The organism is Saprospiraceae bacterium, assembly GCA_016717265.1.
Lineage (GTDB): Bacteria > Bacteroidota > Bacteroidia > Chitinophagales > Saprospiraceae > Vicinibacter.
Map to the genome: position 1 here is coordinate 658,305 of JADKFX010000001.1, position 18,934 is coordinate 677,238.

Here is an 18,934-nt window from a genome sequence, read left to right on the forward strand (position 1 = left end):
TTAATAAATATTAATAAATGAAGAATGTATATAACTGCTGTTTATAAGTTTAAAATGAATTATAATGCTATTAATTAACATTTGAAGATCGTTTTTAAACATTTTAAATAATTTAAAATCAATATATTAATTAAGTTATTAGCGAGTGTTAGTAAAGAGGACTGTTTAAAAAGTATACTCATTAAAATGTTGATAAAACTTCAAGAACATGAAACTTATGAATTGTCTATAGAGTTTAGCGATACGTTTTATTAAAATTCTATAATAAATTCTAATAACATCCAAAAAATGTTAATAAGCTAAAAGGATTCAAGGAATAATAAATATAAAGCAATCTTGATTTTCATAACTTTATGCTTTATAAATAATTGACATGTTTAAAAAATAAAGGATGCGGTGTATACTTCAAAGAGTTTTGAAAGCGAGTGTTACTATCGACAATCAACAATTTTGTGAAATACAACAAGGATTATTAATCTTTTTAGGAATAGAACAGGGTGACCAAAAAGAAGACTTAGATTGGTTAGTGAACAAGATTTTGTCGCTCAGAATATTCTCAGATTCAAATCAGCAAATGAACCTTTCTATTAATGATATTCAGGGGGAACTCCTAATAATAAGTCAATTTACACTTTTTGCCAGTACAAAGAAAGGAAATAGACCAGGATTTTCAAAAGCAGCGAAACCGGAAGAAGCAAAAGAATGGTACCTGAAATTTATATCAGAATGTGAAAAATTGACTGGAAAGCCAATAAAAACCGGAATATTTGCAGCGGATATGAAAATTCAACTTATAAATAATGGGCCAGTAACCATATACATAGATACTAAAAACAAAGAATAAATGAAAATTGAACAAGAAGCTGTAGATACTTGGATCAAAACATATGGTATTCGATATTTTAATGAAATGACAAATACCGTTTTATTAATGGAAGAAGTTGGAGAATTATCAAGGTATATAGCTCGCATTTATGGCGAGCAATCCTTTAAAAATACAGAAGACCAAGGAAACGCAAAAGAGCATATTAAAGAAGAATTAGGAGATATTTTATTTGTTTTAATTTGTTTATCAAATCAAATGGAAATTGATTTGGACCAGGTATTTAAAGACAATTTGGAAAAAAAGACAAAAAGAGATTTTAAACGGCATCTTGAAAACATTAAATTGAAATAGTTTTATATTGAAAAAAACGGTTTTTTATTTCGCAATATTTTTTTTAAGCTTTTGCTGTTTATTAGCCATTGCAGCATATCTTGTTGTGCCCGATAAGAGTCGAAATGCGAATACTCAAATCCCGGAAGTATCCCTTATGAATCCATTTTATAAGGCTTGCTTCACAAAAATTTTAATTACGGATTCCAAGCAAAATTTTTTTAATAAATCCTGGAATGGCGATAACAGTGTTTATAAATATAATTACTTAACACCAGCTCAAAATCAGGAAGGAGAATGTATCCTTTTTTTGTTTGGTACAGACAAATATGGTCGGGATGTTTTCAGTAGAATTATAATCGGATTAAGGTATACTTTAATTATAGGATTTGCATCCGTATTGTTATCCTTAATTATAGGTTTAATTTTGGGAGGATTGGCTGGATATTTTGGCGGGAAAACGGATCGAATTATTTCCATTTTTATAAATGTATTTTGGTCGTTACCTACCATTTTATTAGCATTTGCAATAATTTTAAGCTTTGGAAGATCATTTACTTCATTATTTATAGCAATCGGTTTAACCATGTGGGGAGATGTGGCAAGATTAGTTAGAGCGCAGGTATTATATTATAAAGAAATGGTTTTTGTACAAGCCTCCAGAGCTTTAGGTTATTCAAATATTAGAATTTTGTTTGGTCAAATCATACCCAATTTACTTGGACCGGTTTGGGTCTTGGTATCTGGAAATTTTGCCTTGGCCGTTTTATTGGAATCTGGATTATCGTTTTTAGGATTTGGATTACAGCCTCCTGTTCCTAGTCTTGGTAATATATTGCAAGAGCAGTATTCTTATGCTATATCAGGAAAACCATTGTTGGCATTGATTCCATCTATTGTTGTAGTTTTGCTCATTCTTGCCTTTCAGCTTATAACGAGCTATTTAAGAGACCTAGGTGATGTCAGAATGTCAGTAAAAAGATGAGTCGGGATCAAACGATATTAAACAAAATGCAAAATGAGTTGAGTTTAAAACAACTCCAAATAACTTCATTACTAAATATTACGCAAGCGATTAATGAAAACTTACCCCAAGAAGAGCTGTTTAGTATGTATAAAAGCTTTTTAACCTGGGAGCTTAGTATTGAAAAACTAGCACTTTATATAAGAGATGATCAAAACTGGCAATTAGTAATCACACATCAAGTTGACCTCACTACAGATTTAGAAAAATTGCCGCAATTATTTATTAAATACAATCGCTTGCATACAATAAAAAAAGATGACGATCCCAACTTGCAATCGTTTGAATTTATAATTCCGGTTTATCATAAAACAGATCCAATTGCTTACTCCTTAATAAGTGGTGTAAAAAAAGGAGATGACATTTTTAATAATATCCAGTTTATTACATCTATTACAAATATTGTAGCTGTTGCAATAGAAAACAAGCGATTGGTAAGACGACAAATAGAACAAGAAAAAGAATGGGAGCTTGCCAAAGATGTTACGCAGATGCTGATCCCAAACGAAATGCCATCTGGGAAAAATTTTTCAATGGCAAATGTTTATCGGCCGCATTATAAAGTGGGTGGTGATTATATTGATTACATATGGTTTTCAGAAACCAAAATTTGCTTTTGTATTGCTGATGTTTCTGGTAAAGGAATTGCAGCAGCAATGATAATGGCTAATTTCCAGGCCTTATTGCAAAACCTCGGACAACAATATAAAGATTTGGAAACACTTGTTATGGTGTTAAATCAAGCCGTTATGCGGATTACGAAAGGAGAAAAATATTTAACCTTTTTTATAGCAGTAGCAGACCTTCAAAAGAAATTACTTTACTATGTAAATGCAGGACACATACCTCCTGTTTTATATCAAAACGGAAATGTTATTGAACTGAAAGCAACAACAACAATCATCGGGCATTTTGAGCAGTTACCAGAAATTAAAGAAGGTGTAATTAAATTAGAAGAAGGAACCGTTTTGGTCGCATATACTGATGGTTTGACCGACTTAAAGAATAAATACGGCGAAAACTTTTCTCAAAATATGTTAAAGAGTTATATTTTAGACCATAAAGATTGTAAGGCAAATGAAATGTGCGATTCCATTATGGAACATATATTAAACTTTAAGGGAAATGAAGAAATCCCGGATGATATTGCAATTGTGACATTTAAATTCTCAGAGTCATGAAGAAAAAATTTGTAGCAGTACTTCTTGCAATTGTAGCTGGTGGTTTTGGTGCGCATAAGTTTTATTTGAGACAGCCAGAACTTGGAATCGCTTATATTGCATTGTTTATTTGGATTGGACGATTTTTTGGAATCCCATTAACTTCTTTTTTAGGTTGGTACGATGCTTATAAATTGATGATCATGGATGATTCAGAATTTGATCGCAAATACAATAGTTATTATTTCAGAGATCGATATGGAAGAAGATTGGAAAAAGCAAGAGAACAAACCAAAACTGGAAAGTATTTTGTATTGGATGATGATCAGGCTGAAACGAAACGAAGTACTCCTAAATATTTAGTAAACACATATAAGAAAAGAGAAGGAGAAAACTATAAACAAAGTGGAATAAAAAAATTTAAAGATTATGATACCAAGGGGGCAATAGAAGATTTTAAAAAAGCGATAGAATCCAATCCCGATGATAAATCTTTGCATTTTAATATCGCTTGTGCCTATTCCCTGGAAGAAAAAGCATATGAAAGCTTTTATCATCTTGATTTAGCAGTGACTTATGGTTTTAAGGAATGGGAAAAAATTTTAAATCAAGAAGCCTTAGCATATATTCGGATTTTACCAGCGTTTGAACTCTTTAAAAACAATCAATTTAGAATATTACCATCGATTTTAAACACACTTAAAAATAAAGATCGCGAACAGCCACAAGAAGCATTTATCTTAAAACAAGATTTACCCATTGAACTAAAGCAGGAACTTAAATGATAGCACTTAATTTTTTAGATAAAGACCTCATCCCATTTTCTGGAAAAGAAACCGTAAAAGAAGCAAAGTCCATTTTAGAAAAATATATTCTGAACGAGCTGCCTCTTTTGAATCATAAAAAATTGAAAGGAATTATTACTAAAAGTGACCTCCATAATTATAGTGACAATGTAAAAATCTCAGAACTTCCTGTGGAATTATTTGAATCTGTTGGTCCACAATGTCATTTTTTTGAAATTTGGTCAAGAATCGTTGAAAGCCATTTAAGTTGTATCCCGGTTGTAAATGACCATGATGACTATATGGGTTGCATTCGTCAGCAAACCTTACTACAATTTTACGGACAAAGTTTTGCTTTGACAGAGCCTGGATGTATCGTTGTGTTAAGTCAAAGAAGGCTCGATTATTCCTTAAGTAAAATCGCTGCAATTGTTGAAGAAGAAGATTGTATCATTTTAAGTTCATTTGTTACCGAAACATCGGATAAGGGAACCATCTTAATAACAATAAAATTAAACTGTCTGGAAGCTCAGGGGATCTTAAATTCTTTTGAAAGATATGGACTTGAAATCGTGGATGTTTTTTCGGAAGAAGCATTTAGCGATGTGTTGAAAGAGCGATTCAATATGTTGATGAATTATTTAAATCTATAATTATTCACCGCTTTTTATTAATATTTACGTTTGTTTCTATTCGCATAGTATTAGATGCTCAAAGTCTGGATAGTCTGCAAATTTCAGGTTTTGAATTTAATGGATTTGTTAAAACAAAAGCGTGGTATGCGCTTAGAGAAATAAGATATAATACAGGAGATCGGATATTGCGATCTGAATTAGATCAGGTCATTGCACGAATTACATCGGATTTAAGAAAGACGAATTTATTTTTACAAATAAATATCAAAACGGTTTTTCATTTTGAAGAAAATGCAAAAATTAAATTTATAATTGAGGTACAAGAAAACTGGTATCTGTATCCAAATATAATTTTTGAATTGGCAGATCGAAATTTTAATGTATGGTGGAACGAATACGATCGCTCTTTTAAAAGAATTAATTTTGGACTCGGAGCACAGCATGTAAATTTTTCTGGCGCAAACGACCGTTTAAAATTTAAATTTCATACGGGTTATACCAATAGATTAGAGCTATTATATTACCGGCCAGCAATATCAAAAACATCAAAATTCGGATTAAAAGTAGCATTTTATTTTTCAGAGTATAAAGAGATTGCAGTACAAACAATTCAAAACAAGCAAGTTTTTATAAAAGAAGGCAATCGGGTATTATATTCATCCAAAGAGTTTGCAGGAGGAATGAATTATAAATTGAATAAATTCTGGACCTATGATATTGGTATTAATTTATTCCGAAACCGGTTTAATGAAGATATGGCAAAGCGCTATCCTGATTTTTTATTGAATGGAAATACAGATCAAACCTACGCTTCTGCATTTCTTGCTGCCGGTTATTATGATATTGATCATCTGCTTAGGCCCACAAGAGGTTTTTCCGTTTCATGGATTGCTAAAAAAACGGGACTTGGAGTTTGGGATAAATATAAATTTTTAAGTATTGCTCAAATTGCAAAAACAGCAAATAAATTATTCCATAATTGTTATTTGCAAACAGCTGTATTAGCCCAAGTTGGAATGGATCGAAACAAAAGACCCTATAATTTATATAAATCTTTAGGTTATAGCGATAGCAATATATCGGGATATGAACACTATGTAATTGATGGCTTGGATTATATTTATTTAAACAATGAATTTCGATATTTTATTAAATCGTTTCAATGGAATTTTTTTAAAATTATCAAAAGTGAATCCAAATTGAGGATAAAATTAGATATTGATTTGTCAGGTCAACTTAATGGTGCCTATGTAAATGATCCATTTTATAGTAAAAATAACGTTTTAGTAAACAAATTTTTGTATAGCAGCGGCGCAGGGCTTAATTTTACATTAAATGATGTAATCCAATTTAATGTAATTTATAGTATCAATCATTTAAAGGAAACAGGATTTTATTTTCACACCAGGAAAGCGTTTTAATGAAAGTATTTATTTTTGGACAGAAAGCAAAACAAGATGATTATCCTCATATATCATCTCTTATATCTCATTTAAAGGAAGATAAAGCAGAGATTTATATATTCGATTTGTTTTTTGAGCAAATAATGAATGAAATTCCAGCAATCCGGAAAATGAATACCTGGTCTGGTTATTCTGATTTAATGACAATAAAACCGGATAGTTTGATTACCATGGGAGGCGATGGTACCATTTTGAGTGCACTTACCTATGTTAGAGATTCACAAGTACCGATATTAGGAATAAATTTGGGAAGGTTAGGCTTTTTAGCAAGTATTGAAAAAAGATATATAGCAGATGCTGCACATTTTTTAAATCAAGGTATGTATGAACTGGAACAGCGCAGCTTGATTCAATTGGATTGTAATTTTCCTGTATTTGGCGAAACGCCCTTTGCGTTAAATGACTTTTCAATTTTAAAGCGGGATAATTCATCCATGATTACTATACACACCTATATAAATGGTGATTTTTTAAATTCCTATTGGGCAGATGGATTGATAATTTCAACACCTACAGGTTCCACAGGTTACTCTTTATCCTGTGGAGGTCCTATTTTATTTCCACAGGCAAGAAATCTTGTTATCACGCCAGTTGCACCACATAATTTAAATGTTAGACCCGTTGTTTTGTCAGATGATGCCGTACTGAGTTTTCAAGTAGAAGGTAGAACAGATAATTTTTTATGTACGCTCGATTCAAGGTATGAAGTTATTACAGCTGAATTTGAGTTAGCGGTCAGAAAGTGTGATTTTAACATTCAATTGATACAATTACAACCTTCTAGCTTTTCAAAAACAATGCATGACAAATTGAACTGGGGCTTAGATCAAAGAAATTAATTTATGGAAATTCAATTTGAAAATAAAGGAATTTTATATCGTTGCGATTTATCAAAAGGAATCGATTTATCAATTTCATATAAGGAAGAATTTAATCAGGTTAATTGTTTTTATGCGCCGTTTTTCTCAAGTCAGGCGGTAAAACAAGGTACATTTATTGGAAGCGTTAAGGATGGTGGTCCTGTAAATTATTATAATACATTTATTAATATTCATGGAGGCGGAACACATACGGAGGGAATTGGGCATATTAATAAGCAAAGAGATTCTATAAATTCTAAATTGAAATCATTTTTTGGATTTGCGTATCTGCTTTCAGTATATCCAACAAAAATGGAAAATGGAGATCGGGTCATTACAAGCGTAAGTATGCAACTTCTTTTAGAAGAGATCGATATACCAGAATATTTAATTGTCAGAACCTTACCAAACACCAATGACAAAATGAGTTCTCATTATTCGGGAACCAATCCTCCTTATGTTTCTTTTGAAGCAATACAATGCATTAAAGAATTCGGTATAAAGCATTTATTAATAGATCTTCCATCGGTAGACAGGGAAGAAGATGGGGGAAAATTATTATCCCACAATTGTTTTTGGGAGGGTAATAGAGCTGATGATTGCACCATAACAGAGTTAATTTATGTTCCAAATCATATAAAGGATGGACTCTATTTGATGAATCTTCAAGTTGCATCAATGGAACAAGACGCTGCACCATCAAGGCCCGTAATTTATAATATTTATGAGCAGGTTGATTCAAAATAAAAAAATTACAAGTGTTTTGTTTTCGAGATTTCGAAAGATCCCGGAAAACGCATACTATGACTATTACTATTTTTATGAATATTATTTCGATCAAATTTCGCAATTAGATTATGATGAATATATTGAAATTAAATTAAATTTTATAGAAGCATTATTTAATTTAGACAAATACAATATATTATATAAACAAATAGATTTATTTGTTGCTGAACTTTTAAATGGACAAGATTTTAATGATCGACAACGTTTTATTTATAACCAGATTTTAATCTTTAAAGCGGAGGCACTAAAAAATGAAAACAAATATAAAGCTTCTTTAAAAATATATATTGAATTATATAAAATTAACCCAGAAGTAAAAACGTATCGTAAAAAGGTATTTCTTATGGTGCTTCAAGAGGAGCAATTATTTCATAAAAACAATTACAGATATATCATTGGCTTATTACTACTGACTTTATTTTTAACAGCAGTTTCTATGGTAGTCTTCGTTCCAGTGAATTCAAAATTTGAAAATTTTATTTTGTATGTTAGAAATGGTTTATTTGTAATTAGTATTTTAGGGTTTATGGGATTGCAGTTAAATCATTATCAAAAAACTATAAATCGAATAAAATCAATGGTAATAAATTAATTCTTTTATGTAAAGAAGCAGGGGTGCAAAAACACGATCGAATGGAATATAATTACATTTGATGTTCTGTAAATTCAATGTTTAGTTTTGGGTGGCGCCAACATTCGTTAAACAGATGTTAACAAAAGGACTGCCATAATGGCATTCAAATTCCTATGGTATGATTTGTGCAATAATTGAACAAATCTAGGAAAGGTTTTTGTACTCAAAGACCCTTTAAAAAGCTTAATTTTACATTTTAATCAGATTATGTTCGGGATATTAAAAAAGATTTTCGGCACGAAGCAGGAAAAAGACGTAAAAGTTTACTTACCAAAAGTAGAAGAGATAAATCATTTTGCAACGGCCTATCAAAGCTTGAATAATGATCAACTCAGGAATAAAACCCTGGAATTTAAACAACGAATCAAGGATTATTTAAATGATATTGATTTGGAAATTATTAGCTTAAAAGATCAAGCAGAACAAGAACAAGACGTTTATACCAAGGAAGATATTTACAATGTAATTGATCAAAAAGCAAAAGACAGGAATGCACAGATAGAGGAAATCTTAATGGAGCTTTTACCAGAAGCATTTGCAGTAGTCAAGGAAACAGCGAGACGATTTTTTTATAATGAAACCTTAGCTTTAACAGCGACAGATCATGACAGAAATTTAGCGGTTAACAGATCTTATATAAATTTATCGGGCGATGAAGTAATATATTCAAACAAATGGACGGCTGCCGGTGGTCAGATTACATGGAACATGATACATTATGATGTTCAATTGATCGGAGGAATGGTTTTGCATGATGGAAAAATTGCGGAAATGACAACCGGGGAAGGGAAAACATTAGTGGCGACTTTACCTGCCTATTTAAATGCTTTGGTTGGTGAAGGAGTCCACATTGTTACTGTAAATGATTATTTAGCCAGAAGAGACTCTGAATGGATAGCACCGATCTTTGAGTTTTTATTAATGACGGTAGATTGTATTGATAAGTATAAACCGCATTCCCCTGAGCGGATTAAAGCATACCATTGCGATATCACCTATGGAACCAACAATGAGTTCGGTTTTGATTATTTGAGGGATAATATGGTTCGGTCGGCAGACGAAAAAGTTCAACAAAAACATCACTATGCAATGGTGGATGAGGTAGATAGTGTTTTAATTGATGATGCCAGAACACCATTAATAATTTCAGGTCCTGTGGATGTAGATGAAGAAAGTCAAGAATACAATGTTTTAAAGACTAAGGTTGAAAGACTTGTTAATGAACAAAAAAAAATCGCTACACAGTTTTTAACAGAAGCAAGGAAATTAATTCTTGAAGGAAAGATCGGCCACAATGAAGGCGAAGGTGGTTTATCACTTTTGCGTTCCTACAGAGCATTGCCAAAATCAAGAGCATTAATAAAATATTTAAGTGAAGATGGCATTCGAAATATATTGCAAAAAGCAGAGAATTTTTACATGCAGGAGCAATCAAAACATATGCGGGTTGCGGATGAACCTTTACTTTTTAATATTGATGAAAAAAACAGACAGGTTGAGCTTACAGCACTTGGTATAGATTATCTATGCAAAGGAGAATCAGATCCTGATTTTTTTATTATTCCCGATTTATCGGAGACCATTCAACAAATAGAGATTAACCCAGGATTAAGTAAAGAAGAAATTACAGCACAAAAAGAAAAAGTATTAGAAGATTTTTCTACTAAATCAAAACGACTCCATTGTGTAAGTCAACTTTTAAAAGCGTATACAATTTTTGAAATAGACGAAGATTATGTTGTAATCGAAGGACATGTAAAAATTGTTGATGAAGGGACCGGAAGGTTACTCGAAGGAAGACGTTATTCTGACGGATTACACCAGGCAATTGAAGCAAAAGAAAATGTAAAAGTTGGTGAATTGACACAGACTTATGCAACGATAACGCTGCAAAATTATTTTCGGATGTATCATAAATTAGCAGGGATGACGGGTACAGCAGAAACGGAAGCAGGAGAGTTTTGGCAGATTTATAAATTAGATGTTGTTGTTATCCCTACCAATAAAAATATCATTCGGGATGACCGGGAAGATTTAGTATATAAAACAGCCAGAGAAAAATTTAATGCTGTAATCGATGAAATAGAATTATGTACCAGTAAAGGTCGGCCGGTCTTAGTTGGAACAACCTCTGTTGATATTTCTGAAAAATTAAGCCGAATGTTGCAATTAAGAGGTATTTCGCATAATGTATTGAATGCAAAGCAACATCAACGGGAAGCAGAAGTTGTAGCGGAGGCAGGAAACCCTGGAAAAGTTACGATTGCAACCAATATGGCAGGTCGGGGAACGGATATCAAAATATCTGACGAAGTAAAACGCGCAGGTGGCTTGGCTATAATAGGTACAGAACGACATGAATCCAGACGTGTTGACCGACAATTAAGAGGTCGGGCAGGAAGACAAGGGGATCCAGGTTCGAGTCAGTTTTTTGTATCCTTTGAAGATAATTTAATGCGTTTGTTTAACTCAGATCGCATTACCGGAATCATGGATAAATTAGGGCACAAAGAAGGCGAAGTAATGCAACATTCTATGGTTACCAAGTCCATTGAAAGAGCACAAAAGAAAGTTGAAGAAAATAATTTTGGCATCCGAAAAAGACTTTTGGAATATGATGATGTCATGAATATTCAAAGAGAAGCAATTTATAAAAAAAGAAACCATGCGCTCTATGGAGATCGGCTTTCAGTCGATTTAAGTTATATGTTTCATTCTACTGTTGAAGGTATTGTTAAAAAAAGCAAAGCAGCGAATGATTTTGAAAGTTTTGAATATGAAAGTATCAGTGTTTTAGGAATCGAACCAAATATTGACAAAGCTTATTTTAATGAAGCAAGCGAATCAGAAATTTTAAATCGATTTTTTAATGAGTTTTTTGATGCCTATCATAAGAAAGAAGGGATTATTAAGGATGTTTTAATGCCTTATATAAAAAGTTTAAATTTAAACGAAGGACAGAAATATCAACGGATCGCAATACCGTATTCAGATGGGCACAGTGAGCCGCTGCCGATAGCTGCCGAAATTGATTCTGCTATTAAAACAAATGGCGCGTCTATCATGCGGGATATTGAAAAAGGAATCGCATTGATAAAATTAGATAATGACTGGAAAGAACATCTCCGGAATATGGATGAATTGAAAGAATCTGTACAGGCTGCAAGTTTTGAACAGAAAGATCCATTAGTTATTTATAAAATAGAAGCCTATAATTTATTCGAACTTTTAGTTTATAAAATGAATACAGAAATCACCTCCTTGTTATCAAAAGGAAAATTATTGATCAATGTAAACCAGGAAGTAAAAGAAGCCAGATCTCAACGGACAGATTATAGTAAGATTAAAACAAATCGGGCTGAAGAAAATCAAAGAAGAGCAGCAGAATCAGCAGGACGTGCCGAGCAACAAGCCAGTCCACAAACATTTCGAAATGTTGGACCAAAAATTGGAAGAAACGATCCTTGTCCTTGCGGAAGTGGAAAAAAGTTTAAAAACTGTCATGGAACAGAATAATTTCAAAAAATGAAACAAATTTTAGGCGTCTTGTTTTTATTGATTGTTTGCAAACTTTCTGCATACTCACAGCAAAGCATTCAAATTCATGAGGATCCTAAAGTGAGTAAAATTATGGACCATTATTTAAGAATTAATAGGGCCATTACACATATTTCCGGATGGAGAATTACGGTGATAACTACGACGGATAGAAGACTAATGGAACAAACTAAAACAAACTTTCAACAACAGTTTAGCCACCATACTCGATGGGAATATAAAGAACCTTATTATTATTTGAAAGCGGGAGCCTTTGTATCCAGGGCAGAAGCAACATACACACTTGAAACAATAAAAAAGAAATTTCCAAATGCATTTTTGTCTGTTGATAATAAAATTTCTTACGAAGAATTTTAGTTCGCATGATTCGGCAACAACATGCAAACAATTTTGACTGGATCACTACAGGTATTTACTTTAGTTTATTAATTATTGGTTGGCTTTCAATTTATTCTGTTACGTACTCACAAAATATAAATCGGGATATCTTTGATTTATCAGTACCCATTACGAAACAGTCTGTTTATATTTTTATAGCATTGTTGGTATTTGGTTTATCACAATGGGTTGATGATAAATTTTGGCATACGTTTGCATATATTATTTATGGACTCGGTTTATTATTATTATTGTTGGTTTTGATATTTGGTACAGAAATTAAAGGAGCCAAAGCATGGTTTAATATAGGTGGATTTTCATTCCAACCCTCAGAAATAGCGAAATTTGGAACCGCACTTGCATTATCTTCTTACTTAACTTATTTTAAAACAGATTTAAAGTTTTTTAATTATCAACTGATTTCATTTGCTATCATTTTTGCTCCTGTATTATTAATTTTATTACAACCAGATGCAGGCTCAGCAATTACTTTTTTTTCTTTTTTTCTTTTATTATTTTTAGAAGGACTTAATGAATTTTATTATTTAGTGTTTATCCTGTTATTTACAATATTTATTTTTTCTTTCCTGTTTCCAATATCTTATGTTTTACTCGGCTTGATTTTATTAGCCATTTTAATCAGTTGGATCTATTTTAAGCATTTTAGATTTCAATGGTTAATTTTTGCATTGGTATTTATTGGTTTAATCGTTGCAAATTTTTATTTTCCAATTTATCAAGTTATCCTTGCTGCGATTTCATTATTAATTATTTCATTAATTTATGTTTGGAAATCAAAAGCAGAGCGAGTCAGCTTACTCTTACTTTTTGGAATCGCTATCTTAAGTTTGTTTAGTTATACAACAATTAATTTCTTTAATACACTAGAACCCCATCAGCAAGAGCGTATAAAAGTTTGGTTAAAGCCGGCTGAATGCGATCCTCGCGGATCCTTATATAATATTTTACAATCTAAAGTAGCAATTGGAGCAGGTGGTTTTATGGGAAGAGGTTATTTGAATGGAAACATGACTAAATTAAAATTTGTACCTGAACAATCGACCGATTTTATTTTTAGTTCGATTGGCGAAGAACAAGGATTTATAGGTTCTTTAACAGTGATCGTTTTATTTTTTGTTTTGATTTTCAGAATTGTTTTGATGAGTGAACATTCTGAGAAAAAGTTTTTTTCAAATTTTGCAATTTGCGTGGCCGGTTTATTTTTCATTCATGTATTAATTAATATTGGAATGACGATGGGACTGGTTCCAATTATAGGAATTCCACTTCCTTTTATTAGTAAAGGGGGATCGGCACTGATTGGTTTTTCCCTTATGTTGGGTGTATTATTAAGAATGAAAAGGAAAGGATAGATGAGTGTTTCGTTTAAATTATTACATACCGATAATCAATCTAAGGCCCGAGCCGGAGTTTTATCAACGGATCATGGGGCCATTGAAACACCGATCTTTATGCCTGTTGGAACCTCTGCAACGGTTAAAGCCGTGCATCAACAAGAATTATCAAGCGCTATCAAGGCACAGATAATTCTCGGTAACACATATCACCTTTATTTAAGACCTGGTATGGATGTAATAGAACATGCTGGTGGTTTGCATTCTTTTATGAATTGGCATAAACCAATATTAACAGATAGTGGAGGATATCAGGTGTTTTCCTTAAGTTCTACCAGAAAAATAAAAAAGGAAGGAGTCCTGTTTAATTCACATCTAGATGGTTCTAAACATCTTTTTACCCCAGAAAAAGTAGTCGACATTCAACGAATCCTGGGCTCTGATATCATGATGGCATTGGATGAATGTCCACCCTATCCATCAGATCGAGTGTACACTAAAAAGTCTTTAGTCATTACGCATGATTGGTTGGAAAAAGGAATACAACATTTTGAGAAAACGAATTCAAACTATGGACATCAACAGTGTTTCGTACCTATTTGTCAAGGATCAATTTATGAAGATCTCAGATTGGAGTCCATTGATTTTATAACCCGGTATTCAAATCCGATCTATGCAATTGGTGGTTTGTCTGTAGGAGAACCGGAATCAGAATTAAATGAATTAGTAAGAATTTCTTGCGGCGCACTTCCCACCGAAAGTGCACGATATTTAATGGGAGTAGGAACGCCACAGAATATACTTAATTGCATTGAGCGAGGAATTGATTTATTTGATTGTGTCCTTCCAACAAGGAATGCCAGACACGGAGTATTATATACCACTCAAGGTATTATTAATATAAAGAATTTGAAATGGAAAGAAGATTTTTCCCCAATTGATGAAGCCTTAGATCTTGGATCAAGCCAACAACATAGTAAGTCGTATCTTCGACATTTGTTTCTGGCTAAAGAAATTTTAGCATCTCAATTGGCTAGTTTACAAAATTTAAGATTTTTTATGTGGCTTGTTGAAGAAGCTAGAAAACAAATATTACAGAATACATTTTTTAATTGGAAAGAAAACATACTACCTGTTATTAGTAAAAAAATATAGTGAAAGATTATTTGCGGATTAAAATATTAGATAGATATATCATTGGAAAATATGTGAGAACATTTTTTTTTATCATGTTTTTATTTTCATTAATATCTGTAGTATTTGATCTGAGCGAGCGAATTGATAAATTTATTTCAAAGGGATTAAGTTTCTGGGAAGTTTTTTCAATGTATTACATAAATTTTCTTCCATGGATTAACTCCCTATTATTTCCTTTATATGCGTTAATAACCGTTATATTTTTTACTTCCAGAATGGCTGGACAAACCGAAATCATTCCAATATTTAGTTCCGGCGTATCGTTTAAAAGAATATTAAAGCCGTTTTTAATGGCAGGTTTGTTGTTTACGGCCTTGCATCTTGTTGGAAATCATATTTTTGTTCCAAAGTCGAATAAAATTCTCAGAGATTTTGATAATAAATATATTAGACCTGGAAATATTAAAGCGCGCGATAGAAATGTTCATTTATTTGTTGCACCCAATGTGGGAGCGTATTTAAGATATTATCAAAGCAGTGATAGCAGTGGGATTGATTTTCAGATGGAAAAATTTGAAGGAGAAAAAATCGTCCAAATTTTGAGAGCCAGAACTGTAAAATGGAAGCAAGAGCCAAACATTTGGACTTTAAAGGATATAGAGATTCGAAGTTTTTCTGATAGTACAGAAAGCATCCTGATTCAGAATGGAGAGCAGCTTGACACCGCTATAAATATGAATCCAAAAGATTTTGTATTTATTTCTAATCAGAAAGATATGATGACAACTACCGAATTGTCCTATTTTATTGATCGGGAGAGAGAAAAAGGTTCTGGCTTGAGTAAGTTATATGAAGTAGAACGACAAAGGCGGACTGCAGATCCTTTTACAACACTTATCCTAACATTTATTGGTGCTTGTATTGCGAGTCGAAAAGTACGAGGGGGAATGGGTTTACATTTAGCTGCTGGGGTTATTTTAGGCGTAATCTACATCTTTCTATCAAAAATGTCTTTAACCTTTGCAAATAATGATTTAATGCCTCCAGTATTTGCCATTTGGTTACCAAATTTGGTTTTTCTAGTGATAGGTGGCTACTTTTTAGAAAAAGCACAACAATAATCAGGGATACTTTCATTTTTAATTGAATGAATTTATAATTCGACAAACATTTAAATGTACTGTAAATCAGCAAATTGTGAAATCGTTTAAAAATTTATCATTTTCTTAACAAGTTTTGTTTAATCAAAACTTGAAAATGTTTAAACAAAATAATAAATTTGACAAAAAATTAGGTATGTCTACATTAGAGTTTTATAATTTGTTAGATAGGCAGACACAGACCCTTCAAAATTTTGCCTATAGCTTAACCAAGGATTCCGAGGATGCAAAAGATCTTTGTCAGGAAACCGCATTTAGAGCATTATCAAATAAAGATAAATTTCAACCGGGTACGAACTTTAAAGCATGGTTGATTACAATCATGAAAAATATTTTTATTAATAATTATCGTCGGAAAGTTAAAGGTGGAGTTATTAATGATCATAGTGATAATCAATATTACCTGAATTCTTTGAATAATTCTGTTTTAAATAGAGCGGATTCAGATATCATGATGAAAGAACTAAATGAAATGGTAGACAGTCTAGATGATAGTTTGAAAATACCATTTGTAAGATATTATCATGGATACAAATATCAGGAAATTGCAGATGAATTAAAATTACCATTGGGTACTGTTAAAAGCAGAATCTTTTTCGCTCGGAAAGCTTTAAAGAATATGATTAGTTCTCATTATGCAATTTATGAAGAAATTGTAGCCTTGGAAAACTAAGTAAGTATCTTATTTAAAAATAAAAAAGCACGTTTGAAATTTGTTTCAAGCGTGCTTTTTTATTTCGAATCCTGTTTTTAAAAAAACAAAACTGCTTTATTTCAATTCCTTATTCAAGAATAATAATTTTATTATTTGCTTCTTGATTTTTACCGATAACTTTTATATTATAGAATCCCGGATTCCAAGTTGATGAATTAATAAACATAGACTTTAAAGATGTTTTATCAGTATAAATTAATTTACCATTTGCATCAGAGATAAGTATTTTTAAATCTTGTGTAAGATCGAAAGCAGACAGGTTAATAAAGAAAAAATCACTTGCCGGATTTGGACTTACAAGAATTTCTCTTTTTAAAACCGGATCATTATTGGCGACAATAAAAGTCAAATCAGCTGAATTTGACTGAAGTACAGTTCTGTCACTTTCCTGTAACCAGGCAATAACTTCAAGATTAGCAAAATCTTCTATACTGTTTTCTGTAGCAAGATTAATTATATTCGCTGCTTGAGCATCTAATGGCAATCTATAGGAGCCTGGCGCAGTCCAACTTAAATTAATTGTTTTATTTGATTCCGCAGGAACAATGCCTACTAAGGTTCCAGCAGCATCAGGTATTAATTTTTTAAGTACATGTGGGAAATCAACTTCACCATTTGTTTTGACATTTTTTACGGTTAATTTTTCAGCAATTGCTACATATAATTTTGTAGTAGCAGAAACCGGTGCAATGTTTTTAATTTCAACACGTACATCTATTTTTTGACCATTTACAGTGCCACTTGGAATAATTTGATAGAAAGCTGGAATTTCCTGATTTTCAACAAACGTTTGTGCAGTATATCCGTTTGGATTAATATTTGTTCTGCCATCGACAAGTGTTGCAGGGATTGCATTTATCCCGCCATAATAAGTACTTCTTGTTGCACATTCTGCGGTGTAATAAGGATCCCCTGTACCAGGAAAATAAAAATGATAATTTAATTCCGTCCATAAATCTGGATAATTATTTAAAACACCGTGTAGTGTTTCATTTCCAGGTTTACAAGGTGGACAAGTAGAAGATGTAAAATTTTCATGTAGCAATTTTCTTGTTATTGAAGTATCATTTACATTGACAACAGAGCGAATCGTGTCATCAGAAACAGTTGATGAAGGTTTATCATTCACTAAACTAATCCAGGATTTAACAGTATAGCTTCCTTTACTATTAACAGTCCAAAGATCTGGATGTGTAATCTGGAAATCAGATAATGGCGCTGCATTTTGTCCGGTAATTTCCTGTGTATAAACAGGTCCATTATCAACACTATAATTGTAGGTAATTTTTGAAATATTCTCAGTACCGGTATTTCTAAAGTTTCCAACTACAGAAATTGGAAACTCTTTAACTAAATAATACTTTTTAAAATCATGATTTAATCCAAGAATATCTTCTGTTGCCTGGGTTCCTTGAATAAATTCAAAATAACTGTTATCTTCTGGTGTGAAATTATTTAAATTATCACTTTTATAATCAGGAGATCCATCCACCATTACGGCATAGGTTGAGTCCACTTGTACACCTAGTGTCAGATTTGTTTTATCCATACAAACAGCCCCACTTAATACACATTGGGTTCTTTGATCAACAATAAATATCTTATTTGTTGTTTCTTCCAAAACCACAGATGCGTATATCCATCCTGCTTTAAGGTTTTGTTCTCCAAAGGAATTAAAAGAAATCCAATATTGTCTGTTTGGTGCTTTTCCAAAAGTTTTTGTAACAATGTAATCTCCACTCGCTGCGCGGAGTCCCCAAATGCAAACGGTACTGTCGGGAATTAAAGAAGTAGGTAAAGCAACATTATTCGAATCTACTTTCATGGTAGTTTTTGAATTAAATGTAACTAGACCACTCGTTGAAGCTTTGCAACGAGTCACTAATGCTCCGTTAAAATAAAATTTAAACGGAATCGTCTGAACAGCAGACCACACACCAGATGCTTGCGGACCCGTTAGGATGGTTGCCCAACCAGTTGGCAGACCGCCGCCAGGAGGATATTCATTATCTACGTTAATGCCGCCTGGATTTTTACCAACTTTTAAGTATGGCAAATAATAGTATTGAGCTTCCAACAATTGAAAGCTTGTCATAAAAAATAATAAAAGGTAAAGTTGTTTCAT

Annotated in this window: 17 protein-coding genes; 16 read left to right on the forward strand and 1 reads right to left on the reverse strand. The window is 32.3% G+C overall.

What is annotated here, in order from left to right; genetic code table 11:
- The first annotated feature begins 391 nt into the window (after positions 1–391).
- The 16 genes from IPO86_02605 (at position 392) to IPO86_02680 (ending at position 16,767) form a co-directional block, all read left to right on the forward strand.
- Entirely contained in the window at positions 392–844 is a 453-nt protein-coding gene (locus IPO86_02605) for a D-tyrosyl-tRNA(Tyr) deacylase (GenBank protein MBK9726987.1), read from the forward strand.
- Complete coding sequence (locus IPO86_02610) at positions 845–1,177, forward strand: nucleotide pyrophosphohydrolase (GenBank protein ID MBK9726988.1); 333 nt, start codon at positions 845–847, stop codon at positions 1,175–1,177.
- A gap of 7 nt (positions 1,178–1,184) precedes the next feature.
- Entirely contained in the window at positions 1,185–2,141 is a 957-nt protein-coding gene (locus IPO86_02615) for an ABC transporter permease (GenBank protein MBK9726989.1), read from the forward strand.
- Positions 2,138–3,361 carry a PP2C family protein-serine/threonine phosphatase gene (locus IPO86_02620; protein ID MBK9726990.1) on the forward strand — a complete coding sequence of 408 codons (1,224 nt, stop codon included), beginning with the start codon at positions 2,138–2,140 and terminating at the stop codon, positions 3,359–3,361. Before IPO86_02615 ends, IPO86_02620 begins: the two co-directional genes overlap by 4 nt.
- Positions 3,358–4,125 carry a TM2 domain-containing protein gene (locus IPO86_02625; GenBank protein MBK9726991.1) on the forward strand — a complete coding sequence of 256 codons (768 nt, stop codon included), beginning with the start codon at positions 3,358–3,360 and terminating at the stop codon, positions 4,123–4,125. Before IPO86_02620 ends, IPO86_02625 begins: the two co-directional genes overlap by 4 nt.
- On the forward strand, positions 4,122–4,778 hold the full coding sequence (locus IPO86_02630; GenBank protein ID MBK9726992.1) for a CBS domain-containing protein: 657 nt from the start codon (positions 4,122–4,124) through the stop codon (positions 4,776–4,778). Before IPO86_02625 ends, IPO86_02630 begins: the two co-directional genes overlap by 4 nt.
- A 167-nt stretch (positions 4,779–4,945) precedes the next feature.
- Complete coding sequence (locus IPO86_02635; GenBank protein MBK9726993.1) at positions 4,946–6,181, forward strand: hypothetical protein; 1,236 nt, start codon at positions 4,946–4,948, stop codon at positions 6,179–6,181.
- Positions 6,181–7,062 (forward strand): NAD kinase, encoded by an 882-nt coding sequence (locus tag IPO86_02640; GenBank protein ID MBK9726994.1) that lies wholly within the window; start codon positions 6,181–6,183, stop codon positions 7,060–7,062. The genes IPO86_02635 and IPO86_02640 overlap by 1 nt, the downstream gene beginning before the upstream one ends.
- Before the next feature lie 3 nt (positions 7,063–7,065).
- Complete coding sequence (locus tag IPO86_02645; protein ID MBK9726995.1) at positions 7,066–7,830, forward strand: cyclase family protein; 765 nt, start codon at positions 7,066–7,068, stop codon at positions 7,828–7,830.
- Positions 7,808–8,464: a hypothetical protein gene (locus tag IPO86_02650; protein ID MBK9726996.1), complete on the forward strand. Its 657-nt coding sequence runs from the start codon at positions 7,808–7,810 to the stop codon at positions 8,462–8,464. The genes IPO86_02645 and IPO86_02650 overlap by 23 nt, the downstream gene beginning before the upstream one ends.
- Positions 8,465–8,713: 249 nt before the next feature.
- The gene (secA, locus tag IPO86_02655; protein MBK9726997.1) at positions 8,714–12,022 is read left to right on the forward strand and encodes a preprotein translocase subunit SecA; all 3,309 of its coding nucleotides are present in this window, start codon (positions 8,714–8,716) and stop codon (positions 12,020–12,022) included.
- Positions 12,023–12,031: 9 nt separating this feature from the next.
- Positions 12,032–12,421 carry a hypothetical protein gene (locus IPO86_02660; protein ID MBK9726998.1) on the forward strand — a complete coding sequence of 130 codons (390 nt, stop codon included), beginning with the start codon at positions 12,032–12,034 and terminating at the stop codon, positions 12,419–12,421.
- A 5-nt stretch (positions 12,422–12,426) separates the two neighbouring features.
- The gene (gene rodA / locus IPO86_02665; protein ID MBK9726999.1) at positions 12,427–13,815 is read left to right on the forward strand and encodes a rod shape-determining protein RodA; all 1,389 of its coding nucleotides are present in this window, start codon (positions 12,427–12,429) and stop codon (positions 13,813–13,815) included.
- Positions 13,816–14,952, forward strand: coding sequence for a tRNA guanosine(34) transglycosylase Tgt (gene tgt, locus IPO86_02670; protein ID MBK9727000.1), 1,137 nt, complete (start codon positions 13,816–13,818; stop codon positions 14,950–14,952).
- Positions 14,952–16,055, forward strand: a complete 1,104-nt coding sequence (locus tag IPO86_02675; GenBank protein MBK9727001.1) for an LptF/LptG family permease — start codon at positions 14,952–14,954, stop codon at positions 16,053–16,055. Before tgt ends, IPO86_02675 begins: the two co-directional genes overlap by 1 nt.
- A 175-nt stretch (positions 16,056–16,230) precedes the next feature.
- Positions 16,231–16,767: an RNA polymerase sigma factor gene (locus IPO86_02680; protein MBK9727002.1), complete on the forward strand. Its 537-nt coding sequence runs from the start codon at positions 16,231–16,233 to the stop codon at positions 16,765–16,767.
- 109 nt (positions 16,768–16,876) lie between these two features.
- On the opposite strand, the gene IPO86_02685 is transcribed toward IPO86_02680, so the two are convergent.
- Entirely contained in the window at positions 16,877–18,934 is a 2,058-nt protein-coding gene (locus IPO86_02685; GenBank protein MBK9727003.1) for a T9SS type A sorting domain-containing protein, read from the reverse strand.

Bases quoted from the DNA above. Each gene is read 5' to 3' on its own strand.
- secA (MBK9726997.1), top strand. From the start codon at position 8,714: ATGTTCGGGATATTAAAAAAGATTTTCGGCACGAAGCAGGAAAAAGAC.
- IPO86_02650 (MBK9726996.1), top strand. From the start codon at position 7,808: ATGAGCAGGTTGATTCAAAATAAAAAAATTACAAGTGTTTTGTTTTCG.
- IPO86_02680 (MBK9727002.1), top strand. From the start codon at position 16,231: ATGTCTACATTAGAGTTTTATAATTTGTTAGATAGGCAGACACAGACC.
- IPO86_02605 (MBK9726987.1), top strand. From the start codon at position 392: ATGCGGTGTATACTTCAAAGAGTTTTGAAAGCGAGTGTTACTATCGAC.
- IPO86_02685 (MBK9727003.1), bottom strand. From the start codon at position 18,934: ATGAAACAACTTTACCTTTTATTATTTTTTATGACAAGCTTTCAATTG.
- IPO86_02640 (MBK9726994.1), top strand. From the start codon at position 6,181: ATGAAAGTATTTATTTTTGGACAGAAAGCAAAACAAGATGATTATCCT.
- IPO86_02610 (MBK9726988.1), top strand. From the start codon at position 845: ATGAAAATTGAACAAGAAGCTGTAGATACTTGGATCAAAACATATGGT.
- rodA (MBK9726999.1), top strand. From the start codon at position 12,427: ATGATTCGGCAACAACATGCAAACAATTTTGACTGGATCACTACAGGT.
- IPO86_02620 (MBK9726990.1), top strand. From the start codon at position 2,138: ATGAGTCGGGATCAAACGATATTAAACAAAATGCAAAATGAGTTGAGT.
- IPO86_02625 (MBK9726991.1), top strand. From the start codon at position 3,358: ATGAAGAAAAAATTTGTAGCAGTACTTCTTGCAATTGTAGCTGGTGGT.
- IPO86_02630 (MBK9726992.1), top strand. From the start codon at position 4,122: ATGATAGCACTTAATTTTTTAGATAAAGACCTCATCCCATTTTCTGGA.
- IPO86_02645 (MBK9726995.1), top strand. From the start codon at position 7,066: ATGGAAATTCAATTTGAAAATAAAGGAATTTTATATCGTTGCGATTTA.
- tgt (MBK9727000.1), top strand. From the start codon at position 13,816: ATGAGTGTTTCGTTTAAATTATTACATACCGATAATCAATCTAAGGCC.
- IPO86_02660 (MBK9726998.1), top strand. From the start codon at position 12,032: ATGAAACAAATTTTAGGCGTCTTGTTTTTATTGATTGTTTGCAAACTT.